Origin of the sequence: Dyella kyungheensis (genome assembly GCF_049913195.1) — a bacterium.
Lineage (GTDB): Bacteria > Pseudomonadota > Gammaproteobacteria > Xanthomonadales > Rhodanobacteraceae > Dyella > Dyella kyungheensis.
On record NZ_CP183983.1, the window covers coordinates 1,674,601 to 1,698,965 of the forward strand.

General features: G+C 62.3%; 26 protein-coding genes and 1 tRNA gene. 10 read left to right on the forward strand and 17 right to left on the reverse strand.

Going from position 1 to position 24,365, the window contains the following annotated elements; translation table 11 throughout:
* The first annotated feature begins 196 nt into the window (after positions 1–196).
* Positions 197–748, forward strand: coding sequence for an NADPH-dependent FMN reductase (locus tag ACN9MB_RS07255; protein ID WP_426271292.1), 552 nt, complete (start codon positions 197–199; stop codon positions 746–748).
* Between the two features lie 133 nt (positions 749–881).
* On the opposite strand, the gene ACN9MB_RS07260 is transcribed toward ACN9MB_RS07255, so the two are convergent.
* The 3 genes from ACN9MB_RS07260 to ACN9MB_RS07270 form a co-directional block, all read right to left on the reverse strand.
* Positions 882–1,163, reverse strand: coding sequence for a hypothetical protein (locus ACN9MB_RS07260; protein ID WP_426271294.1), 282 nt, complete (start codon positions 1,161–1,163; stop codon positions 882–884).
* Between the two features lie 188 nt (positions 1,164–1,351).
* Positions 1,352–3,532, reverse strand: a complete 2,181-nt coding sequence (gene ppk1 / locus ACN9MB_RS07265) for a polyphosphate kinase 1 (RefSeq protein WP_204635415.1) — start codon at positions 3,530–3,532, stop codon at positions 1,352–1,354.
* 295 nt (positions 3,533–3,827) lie between these two features.
* Positions 3,828–4,610: an AraC family transcriptional regulator gene (locus ACN9MB_RS07270; RefSeq protein ID WP_204635416.1), complete on the reverse strand. Its 783-nt coding sequence runs from the start codon at positions 4,608–4,610 to the stop codon at positions 3,828–3,830.
* Between the two features lie 124 nt (positions 4,611–4,734).
* Between ACN9MB_RS07270 and ACN9MB_RS07275 the strand changes: the two genes are divergently transcribed.
* On the forward strand, positions 4,735–5,973 hold the full coding sequence (locus ACN9MB_RS07275; RefSeq protein WP_426271296.1) for an MFS transporter: 1,239 nt from the start codon (positions 4,735–4,737) through the stop codon (positions 5,971–5,973).
* 9 nt (positions 5,974–5,982) lie between these two features.
* On the opposite strand, the gene ACN9MB_RS07280 is transcribed toward ACN9MB_RS07275, so the two are convergent.
* From ACN9MB_RS07280 to ACN9MB_RS07315, 8 genes are all read right to left on the reverse strand, one after another.
* Complete coding sequence (locus tag ACN9MB_RS07280; RefSeq protein ID WP_204635418.1) at positions 5,983–6,954, reverse strand: glycoside hydrolase family 43 protein; 972 nt, start codon at positions 6,952–6,954, stop codon at positions 5,983–5,985.
* Positions 6,955–7,119: 165 nt separating this feature from the next.
* On the reverse strand, positions 7,120–8,160 hold the full coding sequence (gene murB, locus ACN9MB_RS07285; RefSeq protein WP_426271297.1) for a UDP-N-acetylmuramate dehydrogenase: 1,041 nt from the start codon (positions 8,158–8,160) through the stop codon (positions 7,120–7,122).
* Positions 8,150–9,187 carry a quinone-dependent dihydroorotate dehydrogenase gene (locus ACN9MB_RS07290; RefSeq protein ID WP_426271299.1) on the reverse strand — a complete coding sequence of 346 codons (1,038 nt, stop codon included), beginning with the start codon at positions 9,185–9,187 and terminating at the stop codon, positions 8,150–8,152. The genes murB and ACN9MB_RS07290 overlap by 11 nt, the downstream gene beginning before the upstream one ends.
* 2 nt (positions 9,188–9,189) lie before the next feature.
* Positions 9,190–9,957: a class I SAM-dependent methyltransferase gene (locus ACN9MB_RS07295; protein ID WP_426271301.1), complete on the reverse strand. Its 768-nt coding sequence runs from the start codon at positions 9,955–9,957 to the stop codon at positions 9,190–9,192.
* A gap of 4 nt (positions 9,958–9,961) precedes the next feature.
* The gene (locus tag ACN9MB_RS07300) at positions 9,962–10,744 is read right to left on the reverse strand and encodes an SDR family NAD(P)-dependent oxidoreductase (protein ID WP_426271303.1); all 783 of its coding nucleotides are present in this window, start codon (positions 10,742–10,744) and stop codon (positions 9,962–9,964) included.
* Positions 10,741–11,052, reverse strand: coding sequence for a DUF4190 domain-containing protein (locus ACN9MB_RS07305; RefSeq protein ID WP_426271305.1), 312 nt, complete (start codon positions 11,050–11,052; stop codon positions 10,741–10,743). The genes ACN9MB_RS07300 and ACN9MB_RS07305 overlap by 4 nt, the downstream gene beginning before the upstream one ends.
* Positions 11,053–11,107: 55 nt before the next feature.
* Complete coding sequence (locus tag ACN9MB_RS07310) at positions 11,108–11,461, reverse strand: hypothetical protein (protein WP_204635423.1); 354 nt, start codon at positions 11,459–11,461, stop codon at positions 11,108–11,110.
* Between the two features lie 93 nt (positions 11,462–11,554).
* Positions 11,555–13,090, reverse strand: coding sequence for an aldehyde dehydrogenase family protein (locus ACN9MB_RS07315; RefSeq protein ID WP_426271306.1), 1,536 nt, complete (start codon positions 13,088–13,090; stop codon positions 11,555–11,557).
* A gap of 114 nt (positions 13,091–13,204) precedes the next feature.
* Between ACN9MB_RS07315 and ACN9MB_RS07320 the strand changes: the two genes are divergently transcribed.
* Positions 13,205–13,281: transfer RNA gene (locus ACN9MB_RS07320), tRNA-Arg, on the forward strand.
* Positions 13,282–13,873: 592 nt separating this feature from the next.
* Here ACN9MB_RS07320 and ACN9MB_RS07325 read toward each other — a convergent pair.
* The 3 genes from ACN9MB_RS07325 to ACN9MB_RS07335 form a co-directional block, all read right to left on the reverse strand.
* Positions 13,874–14,218, reverse strand: a complete 345-nt coding sequence (locus tag ACN9MB_RS07325) for a hypothetical protein (protein WP_426271308.1) — start codon at positions 14,216–14,218, stop codon at positions 13,874–13,876.
* Between the two features lie 60 nt (positions 14,219–14,278).
* Positions 14,279–14,494, reverse strand: coding sequence for a hypothetical protein (locus ACN9MB_RS07330; RefSeq protein WP_204635426.1), 216 nt, complete (start codon positions 14,492–14,494; stop codon positions 14,279–14,281).
* 193 nt (positions 14,495–14,687) lie between these two features.
* A complete protein-coding gene (locus ACN9MB_RS07335; protein ID WP_204635427.1) occupies positions 14,688–15,329 on the reverse strand; it encodes a response regulator in 642 nt (213 codons plus the stop codon).
* 775 nt (positions 15,330–16,104) lie between these two features.
* Here ACN9MB_RS07335 and ACN9MB_RS07340 point away from each other — a divergent pair.
* Together ACN9MB_RS07340 and ACN9MB_RS07345 are read left to right on the forward strand one after the other, a co-directional pair.
* A complete protein-coding gene (locus tag ACN9MB_RS07340) occupies positions 16,105–16,410 on the forward strand; it encodes a hypothetical protein (protein WP_426271310.1) in 306 nt (101 codons plus the stop codon).
* Positions 16,411–16,558: 148 nt separating this feature from the next.
* Positions 16,559–17,077, forward strand: a complete 519-nt coding sequence (locus ACN9MB_RS07345) for a 2'-5' RNA ligase family protein (protein WP_204635429.1) — start codon at positions 16,559–16,561, stop codon at positions 17,075–17,077.
* 324 nt (positions 17,078–17,401) lie between these two features.
* On the opposite strand, the gene ACN9MB_RS07350 is transcribed toward ACN9MB_RS07345, so the two are convergent.
* Positions 17,402–17,623, reverse strand: coding sequence for a TonB-dependent receptor (locus ACN9MB_RS07350; protein WP_426271312.1), 222 nt, complete (start codon positions 17,621–17,623; stop codon positions 17,402–17,404).
* Between the two features lie 263 nt (positions 17,624–17,886).
* On the opposite strand from ACN9MB_RS07350, the gene ACN9MB_RS07355 reads away from it, so the two are divergent.
* The 4 genes from ACN9MB_RS07355 to ACN9MB_RS07370 all read left to right on the forward strand — a co-directional run bounded on the left by ACN9MB_RS07355 (position 17,887) and on the right by ACN9MB_RS07370 (position 21,241).
* Entirely contained in the window at positions 17,887–18,573 is a 687-nt protein-coding gene (locus tag ACN9MB_RS07355; RefSeq protein WP_426271899.1) for a DUF2968 domain-containing protein, read from the forward strand.
* A 361-nt stretch (positions 18,574–18,934) separates the two neighbouring features.
* Positions 18,935–20,104: a hypothetical protein gene (locus ACN9MB_RS07360; RefSeq protein WP_426271314.1), complete on the forward strand. Its 1,170-nt coding sequence runs from the start codon at positions 18,935–18,937 to the stop codon at positions 20,102–20,104.
* Positions 20,105–20,443: 339 nt separating this feature from the next.
* Complete coding sequence (locus tag ACN9MB_RS07365; RefSeq protein WP_426271315.1) at positions 20,444–20,788, forward strand: hypothetical protein; 345 nt, start codon at positions 20,444–20,446, stop codon at positions 20,786–20,788.
* Positions 20,789–20,926: 138 nt separating this feature from the next.
* Positions 20,927–21,241: a HigA family addiction module antitoxin gene (locus ACN9MB_RS07370; protein WP_426271317.1), complete on the forward strand. Its 315-nt coding sequence runs from the start codon at positions 20,927–20,929 to the stop codon at positions 21,239–21,241.
* Between the two features lie 336 nt (positions 21,242–21,577).
* On the opposite strand, the gene ACN9MB_RS07375 is transcribed toward ACN9MB_RS07370, so the two are convergent.
* Positions 21,578–22,003, reverse strand: coding sequence for a hypothetical protein (locus ACN9MB_RS07375; RefSeq protein ID WP_426271319.1), 426 nt, complete (start codon positions 22,001–22,003; stop codon positions 21,578–21,580).
* Positions 22,004–23,087: 1,084 nt separating this feature from the next.
* Here ACN9MB_RS07375 and ACN9MB_RS07380 point away from each other — a divergent pair.
* The gene (locus ACN9MB_RS07380; protein ID WP_426271320.1) at positions 23,088–23,510 is read left to right on the forward strand and encodes a hypothetical protein; all 423 of its coding nucleotides are present in this window, start codon (positions 23,088–23,090) and stop codon (positions 23,508–23,510) included.
* 31 nt (positions 23,511–23,541) lie between these two features.
* Here the strand turns inward: ACN9MB_RS07380 and ACN9MB_RS07385 are convergent, their stop codons facing one another.
* Positions 23,542–24,213 (reverse strand): hypothetical protein, encoded by a 672-nt coding sequence (locus ACN9MB_RS07385; RefSeq protein WP_426271322.1) that lies wholly within the window; start codon positions 24,211–24,213, stop codon positions 23,542–23,544.
* Positions 24,214–24,365 lie beyond the last annotated feature (152 nt).

Below are 24,365 nucleotides of genomic sequence, written 5' to 3' on the forward strand. Positions count from 1 at the left end.
GTCCTTGGGTCCAGCGAGGCTGATCTAGGCGGCAAGCCTTGCTGGATTTGTGACGCAGGATATTGACAAGCCGTATGGAAGGCTAGGCGCCTAGCATGCCACAAGGCCAGAGCGGCCGTGTGATAGCCCTGTCACGAGGGGTTCACCGGTCGCGATGCCATCCTGCGGGCCTTCTTCTCGCTTCAGGAGAAAGGGCATGAGCAAGACCCGAGTGGCGCTGCTGGCGGGCAGCCTGCGCAAGGATTCGTTCAATCGCCAGCTGGCGCGCGCGGTGGAAAAGCTGGCGCCGGAGGACTTCGGCTTCGAGCACATCCGCATCGACAACCTGCCGCTGTACAACCAGGATTTCGACGGCGACTACCCGCCGGAATGCCGGCGCCTGAAGGACGAGATCGGCGCCGCCGATGCGCTGCTGTTCGTGACCGCCGAATACAACCGCTCGATCCCGGGCGTGCTCAAGAACGCCATCGATATCGCCTCGCGTCCCTGGGGAACCAATTCGTTCGCCGGCAAGCCGGCCGCCGTGCTGGGCGTTTCGGTAGGGGCGCAAGGCACCGCCATGGCTCAGCAGCACCTGCGCAACGTGCTGGCCTATCTCGATGTTTCCACGCTGGCCCAGCCGGAAGTATTCATCCAGCACAAGGAAGGCCTGTTCGGCCCCGATGGCGCCATCGGCAGCGAGGGCACGCGGAAATTCCTGCAGGATTTCGTCGACCGCTATGTCGCCTGGGTCAGGCGGCACGGCTGATTTCAGCGGCTCAGCCAAAACGTCATGCGCCGCCCCTGCCGGGACAGGGGCGGCGCATACGGCTCAGGTGCACCTCAGGGTAGGGTCGGTCAGGGGCATCCCATTCCGACCGAGGGACCTTGTGCCCGGGTGATTATTTCGTCCCGGTGGTGCCGCTGGTGCCGCCACCGCCGCCGGCGGGGTCATGACGGCCGTCGCCGCCACCATTGATCGCGCTGGCAATCACCGCCGCACCGACCACGCCTGCACCCACGTACAGCGGGGTAAGGTTGCCCACCGAGGCCTCGGTCGCATGTGCGGCGTCCGGCGCGACATACGCCTTGTTGTTATGGCTCTGCTCGACTGCCGGCTGGGTCTGGGCGAACGCGTGCCCGACCAGGCCGGTCAGGACGATGGCTGCGATGAACTTGCGCATGGAAAACTCCAAAGAAGCGGGCCGGAATGGCCGACGAATATCGGAGCTACCATACGAATCTGCGGACTATCGCGAAGTAGGCGAAGCTTAGGCAATGAGGTCGGGAACTGCCGTCATCCTTGCGGGCCTTTTCCTGGACGCGTGACGATTAGGCCTACATGCGCGCACGACGTGGAACAGGTTGACTATCAAACGTCCGCACTGGCCCCGGAGCCGCATATCTTTTCCAGCAACTGCGTCTGCACGTTGCGTGGGGTCTGGTTCGGACCCGACCGGCTACGCGAATAACGTCCGTCGGCATGCAACAGCCAGGTGCTGGCGTTGTCCGAAAGATAAAGCTCCAGCTCCTTCTTCAGGCGGCTTTGCAGCTTCTTGCCCTGCACCGGAAAGCCCGTTTCCACGCGACGATCCAGGTTGCGCTCCATCAGGTCCGCGCTGGCCAGGTAGAACTGTTCGTCGCCGCTGTTGAGGAACCAGTACACGCGGCTGTGTTCTAGGAAACGCCCCACGATGGAACGCACGCGGATATTGCTCGACACGCCCGGCACGCCCGGTCGCAGGCAGCACATGCCGCGCACGATCAGGTCGATCTTCACGCCCGCGATGCTGGCCTTGTAGAGCGCCTTGATCATCTTCGGATCGGTGACCGCGTTGACCTTGATGATGATCTGCGCAGGCTTGCCGGCCGCGGCATGCGCGGTTTCGCGCGCGATCATTTCCAGCAGCGTCTTCTTCAGCGTGAACGGCGCATGCAGCAGCTTCTTCATCTGCAGCAGCTTGCCCATGCCGGTGAGCTGGCTGAAGAGCTTGTGCACGTCCTCGCACAGCGCCTGGTCGGAGGTGAGCAGGCTGTAGTCGGTGTAAAGGCGCGCGTTGCCGGTGTGGTAGTTGCCGGTGCCCAGATGGGCGTAACGCACCAGTTCCTCGCCTTCGCGGCGCTGGATGAGCATCAGCTTGGCATGCGTTTTCACGCCCACCACGCCGTAGATCACCATAGCGCCCGCTTGCTGCAGGCGGGAGGCGAGCGTGAGATTGGATTCCTCGTCGAAGCGCGCGCGCAACTCGATCACCACGGTCACTTCCTTGCCCGAGCGCGCCGCGTCGACCAAGGCATCGACGATTTCGGAATTCGCGCCGCTGCGATACAGGGTCTGCTTGATCGCCAACACGCTCGGATCCTTCGCCGCCTGGTGCAGCAGATCCACCACCGGCGCAAACGACTCGTACGGATGCAGCAGCAGCACATCCTGGCGACCGATCACCTGGAACAGGTCCTCGGCCTTCTTCAGCGCCTTGGGGATCGACGGGGTGAACGGCGGGTATTGCAGCTCCGGCCGCTGGATCTTGCTGGCCAGGCCGAACAGGCGCGCGAGATTCACCGGCCCGTTCACTTCGTACATTTCGGCAGCGGTGAGGCCGAATTGCTTCAGCAGGTAATCGGTCAGCTCGGCAGGGCAGTTGTCCGCCACTTCCAGGCGCACCGCATCGCCGAACCGGCGCGAATACAATTCGCCGCGCAAGGCGCGTGCGAGATCCTCGACGTCTTCCGGGTCGATGGTGAGGTCGGCGTTGCGGGTCAGGCGGAACTGGTAGCAGCCACGCACCGACATGCCCGGGAACAGTTCCTCGGCATGCGCGTGGATGATCGAGGAGAGCAGCACGAAATTGTCGCCGCCTTCGCACACCTCGTCGGGCAGGCGGATCAAACGCGGCAGCACGCGCGGCGCCGGCACGATGGCCAGGCCCGAATCGCGGCCGAACGCATCGGTGCCTTCCAACTGCACGATGAAGTTGAGGCTCTTGTTGACCAGCAGCGGAAACGGATGCGTGGGATCGAGCCCGATCGGCGTCACCAGCGGCGCCACTTCATGGCGGAAGTAGCGGCGCACCCATAGTTTCTGTTTGTGCGACCACTCGTTGCGACGCACGATGCGGATGCCGTTCTGGGCCAGCACCGGCAGGATCTTGTCGTTGAGGATGGTGTACTGCCGCTCGATCTGCTGGTGCGTGATCTCGCTGATCTCGGCCAGCGCCTTGCGTGGCGACACCCCATCGGAACCGACGATCTCGTGATCGAAGGCGATCTGGCTCTTCAGGCCCGCCACGCGAATCTCGAAGAACTCGTCCATGTTGCTGGAGAAGATCAGCAGGAACTTCAGCCGTTCGAGGATCGGCTTGCTTTCGTCCAGCGCCTGCTCGAGAACGCGGATGTTGAACTGCAATTGCGACAGCTCGCGATTGATATACAGCGATGGATCATTCAAGTCGGGCGCTGCGCTGGCGGCGGGCGCCTCGACCGGCGCGGCAGGCGCCTTGTCGGTGATGGGGGCGTCGCGCTCTGCGCTGGATCTGACCACATCGTTACTCATCGTTTCACCGTTCGATGGGCGGGCGCGAAGGAAGCCGCGCTATCCGCGAATGGAAAGCATGGTAAGCCGCCGATTGCGACCGGGCCATGGCAGGGAAGCGCAGACATGCGCTGTCATATGACCGACATATTGCCCATCGCATCTGACGGCTCTGTGACAGTGCAGACACGAATGTTATGGGGCCGTGATCTTGCGGATTCCTCTGTGGGAGCGCACTTGTGCGCGACTGCGGCGCAATGTCGGTGCCGCTCCGTCGGCTTGTCGCGCACAAGTGCGCCCCCGCAGTAGGGGGCTGTTACCCAACCGGCGTCGCCAGATAACGACTCGGCGCCATCCCCAACACACGCCGGAACGCCGCCGTAAACGCACTGGGATTGCCATAGCCCAGATCCACCGCCACCTGCGTGATCGCCTCGCCATTGCTCAACCGCGTCAGCGCCGAGAGCAGGCAGGCCTGCTGCCGCCAGGCGGTGAAGCTCATGCCGGTTTCCTCGCGGAAGGTACGCGTGAAGTGGCGACGGCTCATGCCGGCACGGCGCGCCATGTCGTCGATCTTCACTTCCTGCGACGGTTGTTCCAGCAAGCTGCGGCAGAGTGCGGCGAGACGCTTCTCGCGCGGCAAGGGTGTGCTGAGCGGCAACACCGGCATGCGGCGGATTTCCTCCAGCAGCAGCGCCATCACGCGTCCATCGCGGCCATCGAGATCGTATTCGGCCGGCAGGTCCACCGCTTCCATCAGCAATTCGTGGAGCAGGGGAGAGACGCTGAGCACCTGGCAGCGCGACGAGAGGCCGGCCTGCTGCACGGCTTCCGGCGTGACGTAGGCACTGCGCGTGGAGACGGGGCCGCCCATGTGCACCTCGTGCAACACGCCCGGGGGAATCCACAGCGCGCGCCGGGGCGGCACCACCCAGCTGCCTTCGCTGGTGATGGTGGTGATCACGCCGGTGGACGCATACAGCAGCTGCCCGCGCCGATGGGAATGCGCGGGCAGCACCTGGTGCGGCGCGTAGTCGTTGCCGGTGGCGATGACATCGCGGGGCGTGCGGTCGTAGGTTTCGGCACGGGCATTGCGCATGGCTTTGGCCCATTTTCGACAGAAATTGACCCTATGCTGTTTGCGGGCCGGTACGGGGCACTTTAAGGTGTGCTTCCCGGCGGCGCAACCGCGTCGTCTTGCCACACTCTCCCCACGAGTCCCCATGCAAACCCGCGTCGAAGACATGCCGTTGATCGCGCCGTCCCCCGCCCGTGCCGATAGCAACGCCGAACACAGCACCGATTTCCGTATCCTGGGTGCGATCAGTTTCTCGCACCTGCTCAACGACATGATCCAGTCGTTGATCCTGGCGATCTATCCGATTCTCAAGAGCGGCTTCAACCTCAGCTTTGCGCAGATCGGCCTGATCACGCTGACCTATCAGATCACCGCCTCGCTGCTGCAGCCGGCCGTGGGTCTGGTCACCGACAAGAAGCCGATGCCGTATTCGCTGCCGGTAGGCATGGGTTTCACCCTGTGCGGCCTGTTGCTGCTGGCCACCGCGCCCAACTTCGGCATCCTGCTGGTGGCCGCTGCGCTGGTAGGCACCGGTTCGTCGGTGTTCCATCCCGAATCCTCGCGCGTGGCGCGCATGGCCTCCGGCGGGCGTCACGGGCTGGCGCAGTCGCTGTTCCAGGTGGGCGGCAATGCGGGCGCGTCGCTGGGTCCGTTGCTGGCCGCATGGATCATCGTGCCGCACGGGCGCGGCAGCGTGGCGTGGTTCTCGCTGGCGGCGCTGCTCGCCATCGTGGTGTTGCTGCAGGTGAGTCGCTGGTATCGCGATCACCACGCCGAGCGCGGCAAGGCCAAGGCCCGGCGCGCGTCGCACATGGTGCTCAGCAAGGCGCAGGTGTCATGGTCGCTGCTGATCCTGGGCCTGCTGATCTTCTCCAAGTATTTCTATCTGGCGAGCCTCAGCAGCTATTACACGTTCTACCTGATCCACAAGTTCGGCGTGTCCGTGCAGAACGCGCAGACGCATCTGTTCGTCTTCCTGTTCGCGGTCGCGGCCGGCTCGTTGATCGGCGGCCCGGTGGGTGATCGCATCGGCCGCAAGTGGGTGATCTGGGCGTCGATTCTCGGCGTCGCGCCGTTCACGCTGATCCTGCCGCACGCCAGCCTGTTCTGGACCGGCGTGCTCACCGTGATCATCGGCCTGATCCTGGCCTCGGCGTTTTCGGCCATCCTCGTTTACGCGCAGGAGCTGATTCCCGGCCGCGTGGGCATGGTGTCCGGGCTGTTCTTCGGCTTCGCGTTCGGCATGGGCGGCATCGGCGCCGCCGTGCTGGGGCACATCGCCGACGTGCGCGGCATCGAATACGTGTACGGCCTGTGCGCCTACCTGCCGCTGATCGGCATCATCACCGCGTTCCTGCCCAACCTGGAACGCAAGGTCGCCTGAGCGTAATGCTCAGAGGGCGTGCGCTGGCACGCCCTCGCGGGTGATCTGCACCGGCACGATGTGGCCTTGGGCATCGAACGTCATGCGGTCGATGCACACTTCGCGATGATTCCCGTCGGTATCGCCCAGCGGATGGCGGTGATAGACGATGAACCAGCTGTCATCGCGCGCGACATGAAAGACGGAGTGGTGTCCCGCACCGGTGCCGATCTTCGGATCCTGCTGGAGAATCTTGCCGATGCGCTTGAACGGCCCCATCGGCGAATCGCCGATGGCGTAGGCCACCGAGTAATCGGGGCCGGTCCAGCCGCCTTCCGACCACATGAAGTAGTACTTGCCGTTGCGCTTGAACATCAGCGGGCCTTCCACGTACTGCGGCGACGGAGTGATCTCGTGATAGGTCTTGCCGTCCGGCGTGGCTACCACTCCGCTGAAATCGGGCTTGAGCTTCACCACGTTGGCGTGCTTCCAGCCGCCGTAGATCAGATACCAGCTGCCGTCGTCGTCGTGGAACACGAACGGATCGATCGGCTGCGCGCCGTTGTGGAACGCGTCGATCAGCGGCCGGCCGAGCAGGTCCTTGAAAGGGCCCTCCGGACGATCGGCCACCGCCACGCCGATGCCACCCAGCGCCTTGTCGTTCTGGATGTCGTTGGCCGCGAAGAAGAAGTAGTACTTGCCGTCCTTCTCGGCCATGGCCGGCGCCCACATCGCCTTCTTCGCCCACGGCACGTCGGCCATGCGCAGCACGCTTTCGTGCTTCGTCCAATGCACCAGGTCGGTGGAGGAGAACGCATCGAAATACGTCTGCTCGCCGTAACGCGCCGACGTGGTGGGGTAGATCCAGTACTGGTTCTGAAAGATCGCCGCTTCGGGGTCCGCGTACCAGCCGGGGAAGACGGGGTTTTCCGCGTGGGCGGTGGCGGCCAGGGCAAGCGCCGTGGCGAGGATGGTCTGGACTAGTACGTTGCGGATACGCATGCGGACATTCCGGTGCAGGGCAGACCCTATGAGGCTACCGCATCGGAACAGCATTTTTTTTGTGGGAGCGCACTTGTGCACGACAAGCCAACGGAGCGGAAGCCGGTTACGCTGCTGTCGCGCACAAGTGCGCTCCCACAGGGACAGCAGCCAAGCCATCGGTGGTCAGACGACCACCGGCTCCGGCTCCAGCGTCACGCCGAATGTCGCGCGCACGCCCTCGATCACCTTCTGCGCGAAGGTCCACAGCTCGCCACCCGTAGCCCGTCCATGGTTCACCAACACCAGCGCATGGCGATTGGAGATGCCGACGTCTCCCTCGCGCTCGCCCTTGAACCCGCTCGTCTCGATCAGCCACGCCGCGGAAAGCTTCCAGCGTCCGTCGCCACCGACCCACGACACCAGTTCCGGATGTTCGCGCTTGAGCGCTTCGCCGACCGATGCGTCGACGATGGGATTCTTGAAGAAGCTGCCCGCATTGCCGATCACCGCAGGGTCCGGAAGCTTCTTCGTGCGCAGGTGCACCACGGCCTCGGCGACGTGGAATGGCGCCGGCTTCTCGATGCCCATGCGCGCCAGCTCCTCGCGGATGCCGGCGTAGTCGATGCGCAGCTCGCGCGAACGGGGCAACGCGAAGCGCACGGCGGTGACGATGTAACGCCCCGGTTCGTGCTTGAACACCGAGTCGCGATAGGCGAACGCGCAGGCGGCGCGATCGAGCACGGCCACGCGATGCTCCCTGGTATCCCAGGCCTCCACGCTATCAATGAACTCCGCGACCTCGGTGCCGTACGCCCCGATGTTCTGGATCGGCGCGGCGCCCACGGTGCCGGGAATCAGGATGAGGTTTTCCAGGCCGGCGAAACCCTGGCCCAGCGTCCAGCGCACGAAGTCGTCCCAGCGCTCGCCGGCGGCCACCGCGATGTGGGCGACGTCGCCATCGTGTTCCACCTGCACGCCACGCGTGGCCATCGCCAGCACGGTGCCATCGACATCGCCGGTGAACAGCAGGTTGCTGCCTTCGCCCAGCACCAGCAGCTTGCCCTGGCGCACGGCGGGGAAGTCGAGCAGTTCGGCCAGCTTGGAGGCGTCGTGGATTTCCGCCAGCAGCCGCGCACGCGCATTCACCCGCAGCGTGTTGCGCGTGGCCAGCGATGCGTTTTCTATCAGCGTATAGCCGCCCATGTCGATACGTTCAGCCGGCATGGACGGTTTCCTGCCGGCGGCGGATTTCGTTGACGCATTCGGCGATCAACGCGGGCCCGCGATAGACCATGCCGGAATAGAGCTGCACCAGCGATGCGCCGGCAGCGATCTTCTCCGCAGCATCGCTGCCGTCGAGAACGCCGCCCACACCGATGATGCCTAGCTGCTCGCCCACGCGTTGACGCATGCCGCGCAGCACCGCCGTCGAGCGGGCGAACAACGGTTTGCCGGAAAGGCCGCCGGTTTCGTTGCCGTGTGGATCGCTCGCCACGGCCGAGTGGTCGATGGTGGTGTTGGTGCAGATCACGCCGTCCACCTTGGCGGCCAGCAGCACGTCGGCGATGGCATCGAGTTCGGTCTCGCTCAGGTCCGGCGCGATCTTCAGCAGCATCGGCTTGCGCGCGCCGCTCTGCGAGCCCAACCGTTCCTGCGCCTCGCGCAAGGTTTCGATGAAGCGGCGCAGTGTGGCTTCTTCCTGCAGATCGCGCAGGCCTTGCGTGTTGGGCGAGGAGATATTGACCGTGATGTAGCTGGCCAGCGCGTAGACGCGTTCCAGGCAGAACAGGTAGTCGTCCACCGCCTTCTCGTTGGGCGTGTCCTTGTTCCTGCCGATATTGATGCCGAGCACGCCGCGATAGCTGGACTGGCGCACGTTGCGCACCAGTGCGTCGACGCCATCGTTGTTGAAGCCCAGGCGGTTGATCACCGCCTCGTGCCTGGGCAGGCGAAACATGCGCGGCTTGTCGTTGCCGGGCTGCGGGCGCGGCGTGGTGGTGCCCACTTCCACGTAACCGAAGCCCAGCGCGCCGAGCGCGTCCAGGTGATCGGCGTTCTTGTCCAGGCCGGCCGCGAGACCCACCGGATTGGGAAAGCGTATGCCGAATGCGCTGGTGGGCAGCTCTTCCGGCGGCTTGGCCACAAGATGCAGGAAGTTGCTGCGGTGGGCCACGTCGAGGCCGTAAAGCGTCGCGCGGTGCGCCGTTTCCGCATCGAGCGCGAACAACAGAGGGCGAATGAGGTCGTACATAGTCAGGACAATTGGCCCACGTAGATAACAGTGTCGTAGTCGAAGCCGATGCGCCCATCGACCGCGCAGCGATCGAACAGCTCGCGCAGGGCCTGCATCATCGGCGCATGGTTGGGGTGGCCTTCGCGCGGAGCATACGACGATGAAAGCAGTCGTCCGCTGAGGCTTTCGTAATCGAGGCGTTGGCCGTGGTCGAAGCGACCCATGCCGAGATAGCCCTCGCCGAACCAGGCGCGCAGGGAGGGCTCGTCGCCATAGCGTTCGGCGACGCTGGTGTAATCGGTGCCGTACTGCTTCAGCAGCGCTTCGTAGCCTTCCAAGAACGGCGTGCCGACCAGCCGGCGCGAATTCCAGATGATCGCCGCCAGTCCGCCGGGGCGCAGGATGCGCTGGAATTCCGCACGCGTCGCCTCCTGGTCGAACCAGTGAAAGGCCTGGGCGACCACGATCAGATCGACGCTGGCATCGTCGAGTCCCGTGGCGGTGGCTCGTCCATCGACGGCCTTGAAACGCTCATCGTCGCCCAGCCAGCTCTCGGCCGCCGCGCGCATCGGTGCATTGGGTTCCACCGCGATCACGTGGTAGCCGCCATCCAGGAACAGCTTGCTGGAAATGCCGGTGCCGGCGCCGATGTCGGCCACCAGCCAGTGCGGGGTGACGCCGAACTCGCTTTGCAGCCATTGGAGCATGGCCTGCGGATAGTCCGGTCGAAAACGGACGTAGTCGGCCACGCGGTCGCTGAAACGTTCGGTGGACTTCAAGTCGGTCATGACATTACCCCGTGAGCAATTGGCCGCCATCGACGCACAGCGTCTGGCCGGTGATCCAACTGGCGAACGGCGAGGCGAGGAAGAGCGCGGTGTGGGCGATTTCTTCGGGCTTGCCGAAACGGCCAAAGGGAATCTTCGCCAGCGTGCGTTGATAAAGCTCGGGCGCTTCGCTCTTGCGGCGATCCCACAATCCATCGGGAAATTCGATCGAGCCGGGCGCAATGGCGTTGACGCGGATGCGATGCTCGGCGAGCTGCAGTGCCTGCGAGGTCGTGTATTGGTTCAGCGCCGCCTTCACCGCCGCATAAGCCGGCCCCCGCACGCCCGGATGAAACGCGGCGATCGACGAGGTGTGCAGGATCGACCCGTGCGACGACTTCCTGAGATGGGGCAGGGCATGACGCGAGGCGCGCACGGCCGCCATCAGGTCGACGTTGAAGCCGGCCAGCCAGCCGTCGTCGTCATCGCTGAAACCGTAGCCGCTGGCGTTGTTCACCAGCACGTCGATGCCACCGAGCGCATCGGCGGCATCGTGGATGTAGCTTTCGATGGAAGCCGCGTCGGCGAGGTCGCAGCTTTGGGTGTGCGCGGTCACGCCATGAGCGGCGATCTCGTGGCGGACTTCATCGAGCGCCGCTTGGCCACGGGCACATACCGATACGGCCGCGCCCGCTTCGGCAAACGCCAGCGCGATGCTGCGACCGATGCCCTTGCTGCCCCCCGCCACGACGACGCGGTAATCGCGAAAATCGAAGGGTGGCTTGAGGGCGTCTGTCGCGTTCGTCATGACGCGTGCCACGGCAAGAAATGCAGGAAGAGCCCGATGCCGAGGGCCGTCAGTACGAAGGCAGCCAGCACGGCCAGTACAAGGAAAGCAAACTGTAGATACCCCAGTACCATCCCGATTACAGCCATTGAATCGCCTTCCACCGAATTCAACGGCGCACTACGGATTTCCTTGCGCGCCAGGTGTCCGCAGACGATCGCGAGGACGGCGCCCACGAGCGGCAAGACGGTCCACGAGGCGATGCCGAAGACCAGGCTGATCACGGCGAGAGTATTGGTCGTGCGACTGGCGGCGGGCTGGTAGCTCATGTCGTGCACTTCCTGCGAGTGGTAGAGGTTGCCTGCGAGCAATGGCCGATCAGGGTCAGTGGATATAGATCTTGTTCGGCCCCATGAACGGCATTTCCAGCGCGACGATGACCAGCCAAAGCGCCAACAGCGCATATTGCCCATAGGCCATGATTCTTGCGGCCTTGGTGAGGCCTTCGCCACGCAACATGCCATCCGAGCGGCGAATTCTCCGCTCGGCAATCCATGCGCAGATCGAGCCGATCACGGAGCCGCTGAGCGGCATGGCAATCATGTTGTAGATGTTGAAACTGGCCGAGGCCAAACCCATCACGGGCAGCACCGTCCAGGCAAAAACCGCGAACATCAAGCTGAAAATCGCCAGCGAACTAAACGTCGGCACAACCTGTGCGGGTCGTGCGTCTTCCATCGTTGCAACTCCTGTTGTCGATGACCGTGCGCCTGCAGGTACTTCCTTCGTCGTGCATCCCGGCGTTCACCGGGATGCACGGTTGCCACATCCTTACAGATCGAACTTGATGCCCTGCGCCAGCGGCAGCGAGTTGGAGTAGTTGATGGTGTTGGTCTGGCGGCGCATGTAGACCTTCCATGCATCCGAACCGGACTCGCGACCGCCGCCCGTTTCCTTCTCGCCACCGAACGCGCCGCCGATTTCCGCACCGGACGTACCGATGTTGACGTTGGCGATGCCGCAGTCGGAACCGGCCGCCGACAGGTACTGCTCAGCCGACTTCAGGTTCTGCGTGAAGATGGCCGAGGACAGGCCCTGCGGCACGGCGTTCTGCAGCTCGATGGCTTCATCCAGCGTCTTGAACGGCATCACGTAGAGGATCGGCGCGAAGGTTTCCGTCTGCACCACGTCGTCGCTGTTCTTCACGCCGCTGACGATGGTCGGCAGTACGAAGTTGCCCTTGCGGTCGGTGAGCGCAGCGCCACCGGCGAGCACCTTGCCGCCCGTGGCCTTGGCCTTTTCGACCGCGGCGAGATAGGCCTTGACGGCCTCCGGGCTGTTGAGCGGACCCATCAGCGTGGTGGCGAGCGTGGGATCGCCGATCTTGCCTTCCACCTGCTTGTACGCCGCGACCAGCTTGTCGGTGACGTCGCCGATGATCGACTCGTGCACGAACAGGCGGCGCGTGGTGGTGCAGCGCTGGCCGGCCGTGCCGACGGCGCCGAACACGATGGCCGGAATCGCCAGCTTAAGGTCGGCGGTCTCGTCCACGATGATGGCGTTGTTGCCGCCCAGTTCGAGCAGCGAGCGACCCATGCGCTTGGCCACGCGCTCGCCCACCTGGCGACCCACCTTGGTGGAACCGGTGAAGCTGATCAGCGGGATGCGGTGATCGTCGACGAAGGCCTGCGAAAGCTCGGTGCCCGCATCGTTGAACAGGAAGAAGATGTCCGGGAAGCCGGCTTCCTTCAGCGCCTCGTTGCAGATCTTCATGGTCGCGATGGCCGAGAGCGGGGTTTTCGGCGAGGGCTTCCAGATGCAGATATCGCCGCAGATGGCCGCGAGGAATGCGTTCCACGCCCACACCGCGACCGGGAAGTTGAACGCGCTGATGATGCCGACCAGGCCCAGCGGCTGGTACTGCTCGTACATGCGATGGCCCGGACGCTCCGAGTGCATGGTGTAGCCGTAAAGCATGCGGCTCTGGCCCACCGCGAAGTCGGCGATGTCGATCATCTCCTGCACTTCGCCATCGCCCTCGGGCTTGATCTTGCCCATTTCGAACGCGACCAGCGAACCGAGCGCATCCTTGTGCTTGCGCAGCGCTTCGCCGCACAGGCGAACGGCTTCACCGCGACGCGGCGCTGGCGTGGTACGCCACACCTTGAAGGCCTCCTGCGCGCGCTTGACGATGAGGTCGTAATCCGCCGCGCTGGATGCGTGAACCGCGCCAATCACCTCGCCCGTGGCGGGATTGACCGGATTCAGCGTGCCGGCGTCGGTCGTCTTCGACCACTCGCCCTGGCCCAGGTAGGTGCCCGAGTGCGACTGGCCGAGACCGAGGGCGGTGAGGATTTCGTGGGACATGCTTGACTCCAGACCGTGGCGCGGGAAAGGCGCCGGGAAGAAAACGCCTATTCTAGCAGGGGGCCGTTAACGGGTTCGCGCCGCCCCCCGTTCCATGCCAAAATCCGGCCCGCTGCCCCCGTAGCTCAGTTGGATAGAGCGTCCCCCTCCTAAGGGGAAGGTCGTACGTTCGAATCGTATCGGGGGCACCATTGCGCAGATGCACAAAAGCCGGCAGCGATGCCGGCTTTTGCGTTGGTGGGGGATGAGACGGCAGGGCCCGCTGTGTTTTTTGTGGGAGGCCATCTTATGGGCGACCGCGGCGCTGGGGTGTGATCGCTCCGTTCGGCCGTCGCGCACAAGTGCGCTCCCACAGGTAGAGCAAGGGTGTGCTGTTGTGGGAGGCCATTTATGGGCGACCGCGGCGCTGGGATGTGATCGCTCCGTTCGGCCGTCGCGCACAAGTGCGCTCCCACAGGTAGAGCAAGGGCGTGCTGTTATGGGAGGCCATTTATGGGCGACCGCAGCGCTGGGGTGTGATCGCTCCGTTCGGCCGTCGCGTACAGGGTGCGCTCCCACAGGCAGAGCAGGGGTGTGCTGTTGTGTGAGGCCATTTATGGGCGACCGCAGCGCTGGGGTGTGATCGTTCCGTTCGGCCGTCGCGCACAAGTGCGCTCCCACAGGTAGAGCAAGGGCGTGCTGTTGTGGGAGGCCATTTATGGGCGACCGCAGCGCTGCGGTGTGATCGTTCCGTTCGGCCGTCGCGCACAAGTGCGCTCCCACAGGTAGAGCGCTCAAGACACTTCAATCGCTCGATTCGCCCACGTCACCGCCGTGGCCTGCTCTGAAAACTTGGCGGAGGCGCGTGCACAGCTGGCGGATGTCTTCCATCGACTGGATGGTGCCGGTCTCGTTGCCGAGCAACGCAACGTCGGCACCGGAAAGCTTGCGCAGTTCGGCCTGGGACAATGCCAGCAGACCGTGCGCCGATTGCAGCAGATCCTTCAGCAGTTCGTCCTGGTGAGGTTGCCGGTGGCTTCGCGAGAGCTCTTCGAGCCCTTGCTCCAGGTCCTCCACCCAGGCCAGCACTATGCGTTCTGTCGAAAAAGCCATTACCACACTCATGCAGCAGCCCAAGTCGGTACGCATGCTCCTTATGCGGATGGAACTACCTGATGTCGCTCCTCGTCAGCGCCATGACGCTGTAGGTCAGCTTTTGGCGAAAATGCCCCGATCGAGCACCTCGGCCTGGACGTGTCCGGCCACCGCATCGTGGTCCACCGCTTCGCCGCTGAGTTCCTCCTGGGACGATACAGTGCCATAGATATGGGCACGCCAGGCAACCCGTCCTGGCAACTGGTCAACTTCACAAAGTACTTGAAGTTCGTGCTCTGTCTCGTCCACGACGCAGAAATTCATGTTCATGCATGAGCGCCCCTGACGCTCGCCAAATGGTCATACGCTGGGTGATCGGGAATGCCGCCAGCAGGGCCTCATCGAGTGATTCTTCTTCTTCGAGGCGTCAGGCTTCAGGGGTTAAGACAATCAAGGAACGTGCCATCAGCAAGGCGCCTGGTGCCGGCGCCGTTGCGGCTGCGCTTACCGCCAGGCGCGCATATCAGGCGAGGATGCCGTGCTCGCGGGCGTAAGCGTATACGTCCAGATCGTTCTTCAGGCCCAGCTTGTTCATCGCATCCATTTTCTGGCGGCTGATGGTCTTGACGCTGCGATTGAGCTGGCCCGCGATCTCGGTGACGGTGAAGCCCGAGGCGAACAGCCGCAGCACTTCCGTCTCGCGCTTGGAGAGGGCGGGTTGATCCTCGGCGTGGCCGCCGGTGCCGCTCTCATCCATCAGGTGCGTGATGCCGGAGCTAAGGAATACGCGCCCATGCGACACCGCCTGCACGGCGAGCGTCAGTTCGGACAGCGCATCCGTCTTGCTCATCAAGCCACGCGCTCCGGTTTGCAGGATGGCCTTGAGCACGCCGCCGTTGTTGACCATGGTGAGCACCACCACAGGAAGCTCCGGCCGGCGACGGCGGACCATGCCAAGCATCTGCAGACCGTCGGCCATCTGGCCTCCCGGCATGCTGAAGTCGGTAATCAACAGCTCGCACGGATGCTTGTCGACGGCGTCGAGCAACTCGGCGGGCGAGCCCACTTCGGCAACGACCTTGGCCTGGGTGTTGTTTTCCAGCAGGGCGCGCACGCCGCTGCGGAAAATAGGGTGGTCGTCAGCGAGGATGATACGAAGGGTCACTGTGCCCGTCCCCAATACCGTGTCTGTGTAACCGACCAAGGTTAGCTGCTCGACCAAGCATGCCTTGTAGGTTTGACCCTACGTGGTGCTTGTAGTCTTCAGAGAGCGCTCATGAAACCTGCTGCGACTGCTATCCGGTCGATGCCACTCCGTGCGCGAAGGTAATTTCTGCTTGCCGCGTGCGCGCCTGTGCTTGGGTGAGCTGCAACAGCGCAGCCATTCTAAGTCGGCTCGCGGTCCTTTCATTGCGAAAATTTACTGAGTCCGCGTGCGTGTCGGTTCAGGCCAGGGCGCGCGGGACTGCATCTTTGCGGGCTCTCATTTCTTTGGATGGTCAGTGGCTTGCAGTATTCGAGGCGTGCCGATGCCGCGTTCGGTCGCCAGCTGACTACGGTCGCTGCCAGAGGAACCGTGCCGGACAGGGCGTGACGGGGATGGCTCCGCCTGTCAGCGGCGCGCCGCATCGGCGTGACGGCGGCTTTCCGTGCTGTCTTGCAGCATCGTGAGGGCACACGAATGGTGGTCTGCCTTCACGAATTCGCCCTAGCTGTCCTAATCGCTGCGATAAGCCGCCGGCCGAATTGCCGGGAGGGTCGCTGACGCACCGCAAAAACGACGCAAATTCATGCGCTTGCCAGCATGACCTTTGCCACGCTCCCTACATGTCAGCTATTCGTAAGCTATTTCCTGCAGAGGGTTCAGCGTTCCATGTAGCCGGTCGGCTTCCCCACCGACGGTTTCCCCCCACATGGCGCAGAGCGAAAGGGAGTTCTTCATGGCGGTACTCGTTGGCATTTACCTGGTGCAGGGCGACGCGTTCGAAGTCGTGCGCGACGGCAAGACCTGCTGGACGGGAACATGGACGCTGTTCCGTTCCCCGTTGATGAACCGCGCCGATTGGGAACCCCTGGCCGATGCCGAAGTACCGGCGCTGTTCGCCTCGTCCTCCCTGGCAATACAGGCGGGCGAAGATGCCGGCGTTATCTTCGCTCGCGACTTGCAGGGCGACGATGGCCTGGAGCCCATGACCTGGGCTGCCGTGCCGATGGCATGGCGCATACCGCTCAAGCGCGCTGGCTGAGCGGACCTGGCGCGCTGCCCGGCTTTCGCAAGCGGGGTAACCGCCACCGCGTCCCTGGTTGCCATGTTGGTGTCGCCACCGTCGTCCGCCGCGCCATAATGCAAGTGCACGGCCATCGGCCGAACCTGAGGAAGGCGACGAGCCAGCCATGGCGCGTACCCTGCTAGCGCTGTTGGTGCCCGAGGCCGAAGCCGTGGTCGGCAGCTTCCGCGATCAATACGACCCATCGGCGCGTCGCGGGCTGGGCGCGCATATCACGCTCATCTATCCCTTCATCGATAGCGATTTGATAACGCCAGGCATGATGGCGCGCTTGCGCGACGTGGCGGCCGATATTCCCGCGCCGATGTTCCGCCTCGCCCACGTCGGCACGTTTCCTTCCGTCGTGTGGCTGGCGCCCGAACCGGCCAAGCCGATCATCCAGATCGCCTCGGCGCTCGAACGCGCGTTTCCCGATCACCCCAAGGGCGGGGGCGCGTTTCCCGATTTTGTGCCGCATCTGTCAGTGGCGCGCCAGGTGCAACACGAGAAGGCTGCCCTCATCAACGAACTGGAAGCGCGACTGGCCGACCACGGTCCCGTGTACGGCTGGTGCGAATCGATGTCGTTGCTGGTGAGCGACAATCGCCGCTGGCATGAGCAAGGGCAGTTCCCTTTCCTGCAATGATCGTGGCCGATCCTCCGAAGATCACGCATCGGAAAGCACGCATGTGCGGTGGTCTATTCCGGTTCGTCCACTTGTTCGAGCGCAAGCGTAGCGTCGTCACGCCGACTGCCGAGTTGATGCAGACCGTTTCGCCGGCCGCACACCGGACACATGAAATAACCGCCGAAGCTGTCGATGGACGGCAGCGCGTCCTTCGAGGTCAACTCGGATTGACAGCGAATGCACGTCCACATACGGGCAAGGGTGCGCCTGGGTGCAAAAGGGAAGGGTGTCAGCGTATGCCTGAACCGGACCGCAGCGCGGCCGCGATGCAAGCGCCGGCCGTCAATGCTCGTTGACCCAGGTATCCTCGATATCGTCCTGCAACGCCAGTTCAAGCTCCGTCGTCGATAGCGACGACACAGCAAAAACCCGGCCGTGGCGCATGCCGTGATAGATACCGTTCAAGCGGAAGGTCGCTGCCCAACAGACACTGTCGTGCACGGCGAGCAGATATTCGGCCGTGTAATTGAAACCATTGCTGGTCATCCCGGCGACGTCGGCCATGATGGTGCCCTCCGCAGATCGTGCCACTCGACACTACTCCCTTGTGAGCCGCGCCGCGTGAATTTCCCCGGTGGTCGGCGCATGACGCTTGTCGATCGTGGGGCACGATTTCAAGAACGGTCTCATTTCTTGGCAGTTCCTTGCCCCGTTACCATGGCAACGCCGAACCGGTTGGCCATGCCTTTCGCTGGCCCGGACGTTGATCGGCCGGTTCCTGAGCTTCGTCGTCGCACACAGAGAAAGTCATGAGTGAAACGTCATCGATGAGAGAGTTTTCCTTGGTCTTTCGCGGTGACGACGAAAGCGTGGTCGTTGCCGACGCGGACATCGAGGCCAATGTCCACGGCGATCTGGCCGCCCCGGAAGCCAGCCCCGTCGCCTGGTCGCGACACTACGATCCCAACGACGCCGTCGAAGTGGCCGATATCGAAGAAGTGGAAGCGCTCGCGCAGGACGGCGCATTCACCGAGCTGCGCGAACTGCACAGCTTTGGACACTCGGCGCGTCTTCTTTTCCACGGTGCCGAACTGAAGTTCTACGCGGCCCTCTTCATGGACGACCTGCTGTGGCGCGCCATGAAATCATCCGACGCCGAGGCCGCCGAAAGGGCATTCGACGAATTCGCGCTCCAGGTAAACCAACGGGCGCGCAGCGAAGTGCGCCGCGTCCAACTCGACGCAACCAACATGCAATTGCAGCACGTGATCGCCGAGTCCCAGGCGAAAGCAGAGCGCCTGCGCGCCAACATCCAACGCAACGCCGCGCAAAAGCAGCGCGCCATCGAGCGCGAAGGCGACCTGCGCAATCACATCAAACAACTCGAAGCCACGCGCGTGCAGGCACAACTCAATGCGAACCGCATCGTTCGTCAGATTGGCCAGCTGCACTCGACATGCGCGGCGCAGCTGCCGCGGAATCGGGGGTTGTTGATAGGGCTTCGGAAGAAGTAGGGCGTGGGTGGGGAAGAAAAAAGGCCCGATTTGTTGTCGGGGCTTTTGTTTTTCCGGCCCGTTCATCGATCCCGTTCGTCATGCCACCAGGGCAACGCCAACGGACGTTCTGGCACAAGTAAATCTGCCGTCATTGCATAAATTTACTTAGGTATGACGCTACTACTTTTGGTTGATTGTTCGCTCGCACGTCCCGCTTAGAGTGACGCGTCGTAAAGCCACGCAATCAGCAGCCCCATGGCGTGGCTTTTCTTCCCGCACATCACCTTCGCCCTTTTCTAAGACACGCCGTCGCCAACGCGCGTTGGGGGATCTTGTGTGTCGATAACGAGGACTAGTCATGCGAAAAGTAAGATGCGTCATGAAGAACAGCGGCAAGGGTGACATTGAACTAATTGATGACAATCTCGACCATGGCGTGTGGGCGGATAATGAGTCTCCCACCCAATCCATGAGCGTGGTTAAACCGGGCGAAAAGAAGTTCTTCCGAGCTGAGCAAGGCGGTGACATCCCGCTGATAGGAAGTTTCGCGACCGGAACTGAAGGATGGGCGCTATTCCGCACCAAGATCCCTGACCCCGAGATGGGCGGGTCCATGGATTGTTACGTCAAGATCAGTTGGAACCTCCCGTACGTGGCTTTTTCATCGGACGGGGTAGGGGCCTGGGTCAATGCTTACAGGTACGATCCGCGTGAAGTGATTGGGGATGGTGCGTTCGACACTCGTGACAAGAGGCCTCCACCTATTGAGCTTCAACAAGGTGGCGGGAGCGAAGATACTGGCGGAGATCGCTTTGTATTCTTGATTCCCCAGGCATACCCCTGGATGCTTACGTTCTATCCGATGGTCATTGCCGAATCCGATACGTTCATAGAAGCTACGTTTTCGATCAATAACACCGTGGCTCCGGAATCCACCACGCTTCCTCCTCCGCCGTTCACCGATACCAAAAGCGTAAAGCCGGTGCCGCAACCGCTGACTGGTAGCAAACCCGAGTCGTGGTTTGGAACCTGGCGAAGCGAGCATGTCGTCGTTCGAATATTCGATGCCGGAGGCGGTCTGCTCAACGTGCAAGTGACCGAAGCGGCCTTCGGTCAGACGCTGGAACGGCCTGTGCAGCAGGTTGGAATCAGTCGCCTGATTTTCAAGGCGAACGTGGCTGCCGTGACTGATACCGCGTTCACATCGCGCCCATCCGGGTCCAGCGCACTGAGCCGGCTAAAAGTTGAGGAGCACGATCTTGTCGGCTCGCGACAAGCCAAGATCAACCCGATCGAGCGGACATCGCCGGTGTTCCTGAAGATATTGAAGAGCAATCCGGAAATCGTCGCAGCGATTGTGGAGGACAAACATCAGATTGGCGGAGATTATCTTCGCCTGGCCCCCGACGCCGTGCTCGAAATTTACAAGATGGTCGCGGGTGGAAGTGTCGTGGACATCACCCTACGGTACCGCCGCCCGGGCACTCAGGGCGTGCTGACCGTATCGCGAATCGATGAGGTCTTAACCTACGAATTACGTGTTGGTTGAAGTTTGGCGTCTATGGCGTCTACGTATGAAAAGGTACCAGGGACAATTTCATGAGCCTCTGCACATTTTTGAGAGCGCGCACTGCCGTGTCATCTAAGGGAATGGTGCTGACATTCAGTCGGCCTTGCGCCGTCATGCACCGCTTCGTCCAGGTGGACATCTATCTCGCCGAACCCTGACAGACGATGCCAGCCCTGCTTGTTAGGGTCAGCCGGTCACTCGCGCTGTCGTATTGCACGGCCTCGCGAGTGACCATGACTACCAGGTCATGAGGCGCGGGCCGTGAGTGCAGGAACACCCACGACCCGCTAACCATCACCAACTTAACGAGAGTTGATCATGGCTACCCGAGATCATACGGTACGCATTCGCTCGTCCGTTCCCCCTGACGACACCCTCACTCCTCCATCCGGCAGGCCGTCATCCACTGCGGTGGCATGGCCCGAAACCCTGCGTCACAGCACTCGCGGCGACATCGCCCTGGCGGTGCTCGCCCTCACGCGCCTGCGCGTGGACAGCGAGCAGTGCCGTCACGCACAGGCACGTGGATTCCCCGGCAGACCGCTGCCATGGCCGCTTCCCGTGGCCGTCACGGCCAGCCTGGGCACGGCGATCCACGGCCTTCAGCAGTACGCGCGCCTGCTCGCTGACGAGCCCAGAGTGAACACCACACGCCTCCGATAATCACCGTTACGGCGCATCGGCCAGCATGGCGATGCGCTGCATTCGGGCGATCACCGACGAAGCTGCCAAGCATTCACTGACACGGAGCGCTGTAAGCGCCTATCCGCTGCGCGGCCGTGTCCGACAGGGAGAACAGTTATGGAACTGATCCAGCTCACCCCGCATTCGGAAGTGGACCCCTCGCAGCCGCTGCGAGCCCCCGGCGACATCCTGCTACACGCCTACCTGATCCCAAGCGCACTCAACCCCGCCCAACTGGCCCGCCGCTCCGGCATCCCTTCCGATCAGATTAAAGCGTTCATCGCCGATACCCACCCCATCACTCCCAAGATCGCGCTGCGCCTTTCTCTCATCTTCGACACCACCGCCTTTTATTGGCTGGCACTTCAGGCCCGATACGATCTGGAAAGGGCTAAGCCTGCGACCCGCGCGTATCGGCCTCTCGTTGATTGAGCGAGTAGCAAAAGGGGGGAAGCAGGGGCGAGAAAACGGGGGGCAGGGAGGACCAGAAATCAGAGATGGTCCAGAGTCGCCTTTTTATCGGGATGGAACCTGAGACATGAGAGGAAGTGAATTCAGGCGAATGCCATAAAACAGACAAAAGAAAAGGCCCGACTAAAAGTCGGGCCTTTCTCGAAAACCTGGTACGGTGATAGGGCCCGAAAAGCCCTATGTGGCGCGGTTTGTATGGCTTACTTCCAGAAGTACCCCCAGATATACCCCCGGCCGATCGATGCTTGGCATCTCGTGGCCGTGGGCCCTTGATGGGTATGGGGCGGCTAAATCGGGTCAAAGGCTGGAGATTGGTGTCTTCGGGGGCTTGCCCGTCAAGATGTCATCCATTGCACATGCTCCGTTTGCCGGCAACGTGTATTGATCGGCCGCGGCAACGCAAATGCCGAACTCCACACCGTGGTCAAAGGTCAGATGTCGCATCTCACCCAAAGGAATGGTCACGGTTTTCTCGAAGTGGCTGGCACCTTTGAGGGCAGGGACGTCGCTAGGAATCTCTTCGCGTGTAGTCATGACGGTATCTCCGATGACCTGGCTTCGCCCCAGATCGTACGTCACGCTGACGAGAACAGTAGCCCCCGTATCCGAGACATCCTGAAGAACGGTGTCGCTGTGCAGCTTTACGACGCCCACTGAGCACGCAGTCTGATCGCTGTTGCATTCACGGACGCTCATGAGCGGGTAGGTATATGGAAACGTCACGCCTACCTTTCCTTCGTGTCTATCGATCGCGCCGGTGTCCGATCGATCTTTGAAGAATGGGCTCTTAGAGAAGGCATAGGTGCTTACGACAATGGGCTGCCTCCGGATGGGATTTACGCTGGCACAGCTAGAAAGCGTTCCAATGAATGCAGCAATGAGGGGAAGGAGTATGGCTGGACTGCGGATCATCGTAGTTAAGTGTTTTGGCCCGGGTATATATAGATTTCGGCACCTTCACGCGGTGCTTTAGCAGCCCGCCTCGATCATTCGTCTTCGAGAATGGCAAGGACCAGACGGGTACATCATCAACTCCATCACTCCCGCCGCACGCATGATCTTCTAGGTAGGGCGAAGGTCGTCTGTGCCTGGTGCCAAGGTAGGATCTCAGCCCGAGAGACGTTCCCGGTCTATATGTAGCCATTTCAGGGGAGGATGGGTGTGACTCATAGGTTGGAACTTTTGCCGTGGCTCCGGAAGATCAGGAGCTTTTTTGGTCGCCTTGCCGTGTTGGCATTGCTGCCCATTTTCGTGGGCGAGGTGGGGTACTCCGGACTGGCAAATATCCAGGTGTACAGCGCCATCGAACAGGTCATTGGGCAGTGGCTGCCGTGGGTTGAGCTTGTCTGCATCCTGACTCTGGCTGTAAGCCTAGTCGCATTGGCGAGCACCTGGTGGGCGAGGGACTGGTGGGTCGAGCGCTGGGCGCGTAGTCATGAGAGCTTCGTTGGCTAGTGGGGGCGATATGAGAGTTTCGTCTTGCTTCGCAGCGGCGTGCCTGTTGCTCGCAGCTGGCGGTATCACGCAAGCGGCCGGGGCATATGCGGGCGGTGGATCAGCTGCCCCGGATCCTTGCGCAGCGCCCTTTCTCAACTCGCCCGGGGCGATGTCCTGGTTCAATGGGTCGATTGCCGTCCCCGGAGGCATCCCCAAGCCCTTGACCTCACTGAGTGGTACCTCAGGTGTCGGAATAGGTGACAAGCTGGCCCTGAAACTTCCAGGGGACAACGTTGCTGGATTGGCAGCATTCGCTTGCTACGCTACCGCCCACTTCCAGGACGGAAGCACACAAGACGGTGTGTTGAGCGTGGCAGATGCCAAGGCAGGGCAGCCGTTGCGGATCCAGTGGATCGACCGGGCCACCGTCGAGCAGGCGCGCGCAACCTACACCACGGACATGCAGAGGCGCCAGCAGGAAGGCATTGCCTACGGCGCGCGTGTTCAAGCTTGTACGTTCAAGTGGCAGATCGCGGTTCAGGCCGGGTCATTGCTTCGGTCGGGAATGAGCGAAGAGGCTGTCGAAGAGCACCTCGTTGCTACCCACGCTTATGGCCCTCTGGGGCAGGCGTATCGGGACTCTCAGGCGACAGAGACTGTTGTGCGCCAAGTAACTGCGGTAGTGGCGATGTCACCGGAGCAACGCATTGCGCAGGGGGCACCAGACTATGCAAGTCAGCAGTTCCTTGATCGATGCCCACTTCAGGCGCAGAGCCAGCACGGGAGCAACTGAGCGAGGGGGAGTACCGATCAGTGTGGGACCGTCAACCTTCTCGATCTATGATTTTTACGTCAACCGTCATGGCCAGGTGAAGCGGACCCTGGGGAACGTCGGGTCGACCTTCTTCCACCTTGAACGACGGGACAATCGAGGTGAGCAAGTCGAAAATCGTGTGGAGAACCTCGGCGGTATCCGCAAACGTCACCTTGTTGTTGGCTAGAGCTATGTAAGAACAATCTTCAGCGGGGAGGAGGCGGAGCGGTTGCCCAGCTTTACGGTTGCTCGACAGCCTCGCTATAGGATGCTCGATGAAATTTCGGATCTCCCGAAACTTTCCATAGGTAGTGCCCGTGGCGAATTTCTCGTCGGCGGACTTTGGTAGAGCATTTTGGCGTACCAATCCTTTGATCATATCGACTGAGCGGGACATCGAATTGACGCAGTCTTCAAACTCGAAGGGGAACTCGAGTATGAGGAGGTTGGCTTGCTCTCCAGGGTTGCCCGGCATGAGGCCATGAGCGCTCAATACAATTTCGCGCGCCGCCCTGTAGTGCCTAGCTGACTTAGTGGCCACGTAGGTCAAGATGTGCCGGTAGTCATGTGCGAGGCCGTCCAGTGGCAGGGTGTTACCAAACAGGCTGATAAAGGAATAGTGCCGCCAGAGCCGTTCGAATTGCCTGTCTAAGTCGGGTACGTTCGCCAAAATGTCGGACATGGTTGCGCACTAGGTCGAATAGTGGCCCGTATCGTAGTGGATTCCCTTGCGCCCGCTACTCTGCAGGGACTCGCAAAACTCGGGGTGGCGCAGTTCTTTCCCTTTTAGGGACTGACAAAACTCCCGGTGTCAGTGGCTGAGCGACTTTGTGT

What these genes read in the sequence shown, in the direction of transcription:
- ppk1 (WP_204635415.1), bottom strand. Translation starts at nt 3,532, where the DNA reads ATGAGTAACGATGTGGTCAGATCCAGCGCAGAGCGCGACGCCCCCATC.
- ACN9MB_RS07290 (WP_426271299.1), bottom strand. Translation starts at nt 9,187, where the DNA reads ATGTACGACCTCATTCGCCCTCTGTTGTTCGCGCTCGATGCGGAAACG.
- ACN9MB_RS07340 (WP_426271310.1), top strand. Translation starts at nt 16,105, where the DNA reads ATGGCGGTACTCGTTGGCATTTACCTGGTGCAGGGCGACGCGTTCGAA.
- ACN9MB_RS07365 (WP_426271315.1), top strand. Translation starts at nt 20,444, where the DNA reads ATGGCTACCCGAGATCATACGGTACGCATTCGCTCGTCCGTTCCCCCT.
- ACN9MB_RS07370 (WP_426271317.1), top strand. Translation starts at nt 20,927, where the DNA reads ATGGAACTGATCCAGCTCACCCCGCATTCGGAAGTGGACCCCTCGCAG.
- ACN9MB_RS07270 (WP_204635416.1), bottom strand. Translation starts at nt 4,610, where the DNA reads ATGCGCAATGCCCGTGCCGAAACCTACGACCGCACGCCCCGCGATGTC.
- ACN9MB_RS07345 (WP_204635429.1), top strand. Translation starts at nt 16,559, where the DNA reads ATGGCGCGTACCCTGCTAGCGCTGTTGGTGCCCGAGGCCGAAGCCGTG.
- ACN9MB_RS07305 (WP_426271305.1), bottom strand. Translation starts at nt 11,052, where the DNA reads ATGAGCTACCAGCCCGCCGCCAGTCGCACGACCAATACTCTCGCCGTG.
- ACN9MB_RS07360 (WP_426271314.1), top strand. Translation starts at nt 18,935, where the DNA reads ATGAAGAACAGCGGCAAGGGTGACATTGAACTAATTGATGACAATCTC.
- ACN9MB_RS07300 (WP_426271303.1), bottom strand. Translation starts at nt 10,744, where the DNA reads ATGACGAACGCGACAGACGCCCTCAAGCCACCCTTCGATTTTCGCGAT.
- ACN9MB_RS07355 (WP_426271899.1), top strand. Translation starts at nt 17,887, where the DNA reads ATGAGAGAGTTTTCCTTGGTCTTTCGCGGTGACGACGAAAGCGTGGTC.
- ACN9MB_RS07255 (WP_426271292.1), top strand. Translation starts at nt 197, where the DNA reads ATGAGCAAGACCCGAGTGGCGCTGCTGGCGGGCAGCCTGCGCAAGGAT.
- murB (WP_426271297.1), bottom strand. Translation starts at nt 8,160, where the DNA reads ATGCCGGCTGAACGTATCGACATGGGCGGCTATACGCTGATAGAAAAC.
- ACN9MB_RS07310 (WP_204635423.1), bottom strand. Translation starts at nt 11,461, where the DNA reads ATGGAAGACGCACGACCCGCACAGGTTGTGCCGACGTTTAGTTCGCTG.
- ACN9MB_RS07280 (WP_204635418.1), bottom strand. Translation starts at nt 6,954, where the DNA reads ATGCGTATCCGCAACGTACTAGTCCAGACCATCCTCGCCACGGCGCTT.
- ACN9MB_RS07295 (WP_426271301.1), bottom strand. Translation starts at nt 9,957, where the DNA reads ATGACCGACTTGAAGTCCACCGAACGTTTCAGCGACCGCGTGGCCGAC.
- ACN9MB_RS07315 (WP_426271306.1), bottom strand. Translation starts at nt 13,090, where the DNA reads ATGTCCCACGAAATCCTCACCGCCCTCGGTCTCGGCCAGTCGCACTCG.
- ACN9MB_RS07330 (WP_204635426.1), bottom strand. Translation starts at nt 14,494, where the DNA reads ATGAACATGAATTTCTGCGTCGTGGACGAGACAGAGCACGAACTTCAA.
- ACN9MB_RS07260 (WP_426271294.1), bottom strand. Translation starts at nt 1,163, where the DNA reads ATGCGCAAGTTCATCGCAGCCATCGTCCTGACCGGCCTGGTCGGGCAC.
- ACN9MB_RS07385 (WP_426271322.1), bottom strand. Translation starts at nt 24,213, where the DNA reads ATGTCCGACATTTTGGCGAACGTACCCGACTTAGACAGGCAATTCGAA.
- ACN9MB_RS07350 (WP_426271312.1), bottom strand. Translation starts at nt 17,623, where the DNA reads ATGGCCGACGTCGCCGGGATGACCAGCAATGGTTTCAATTACACGGCC.
- ACN9MB_RS07275 (WP_426271296.1), top strand. Translation starts at nt 4,735, where the DNA reads ATGCAAACCCGCGTCGAAGACATGCCGTTGATCGCGCCGTCCCCCGCC.
- ACN9MB_RS07325 (WP_426271308.1), bottom strand. Translation starts at nt 14,218, where the DNA reads ATGCGTACCGACTTGGGCTGCTGCATGAGTGTGGTAATGGCTTTTTCG.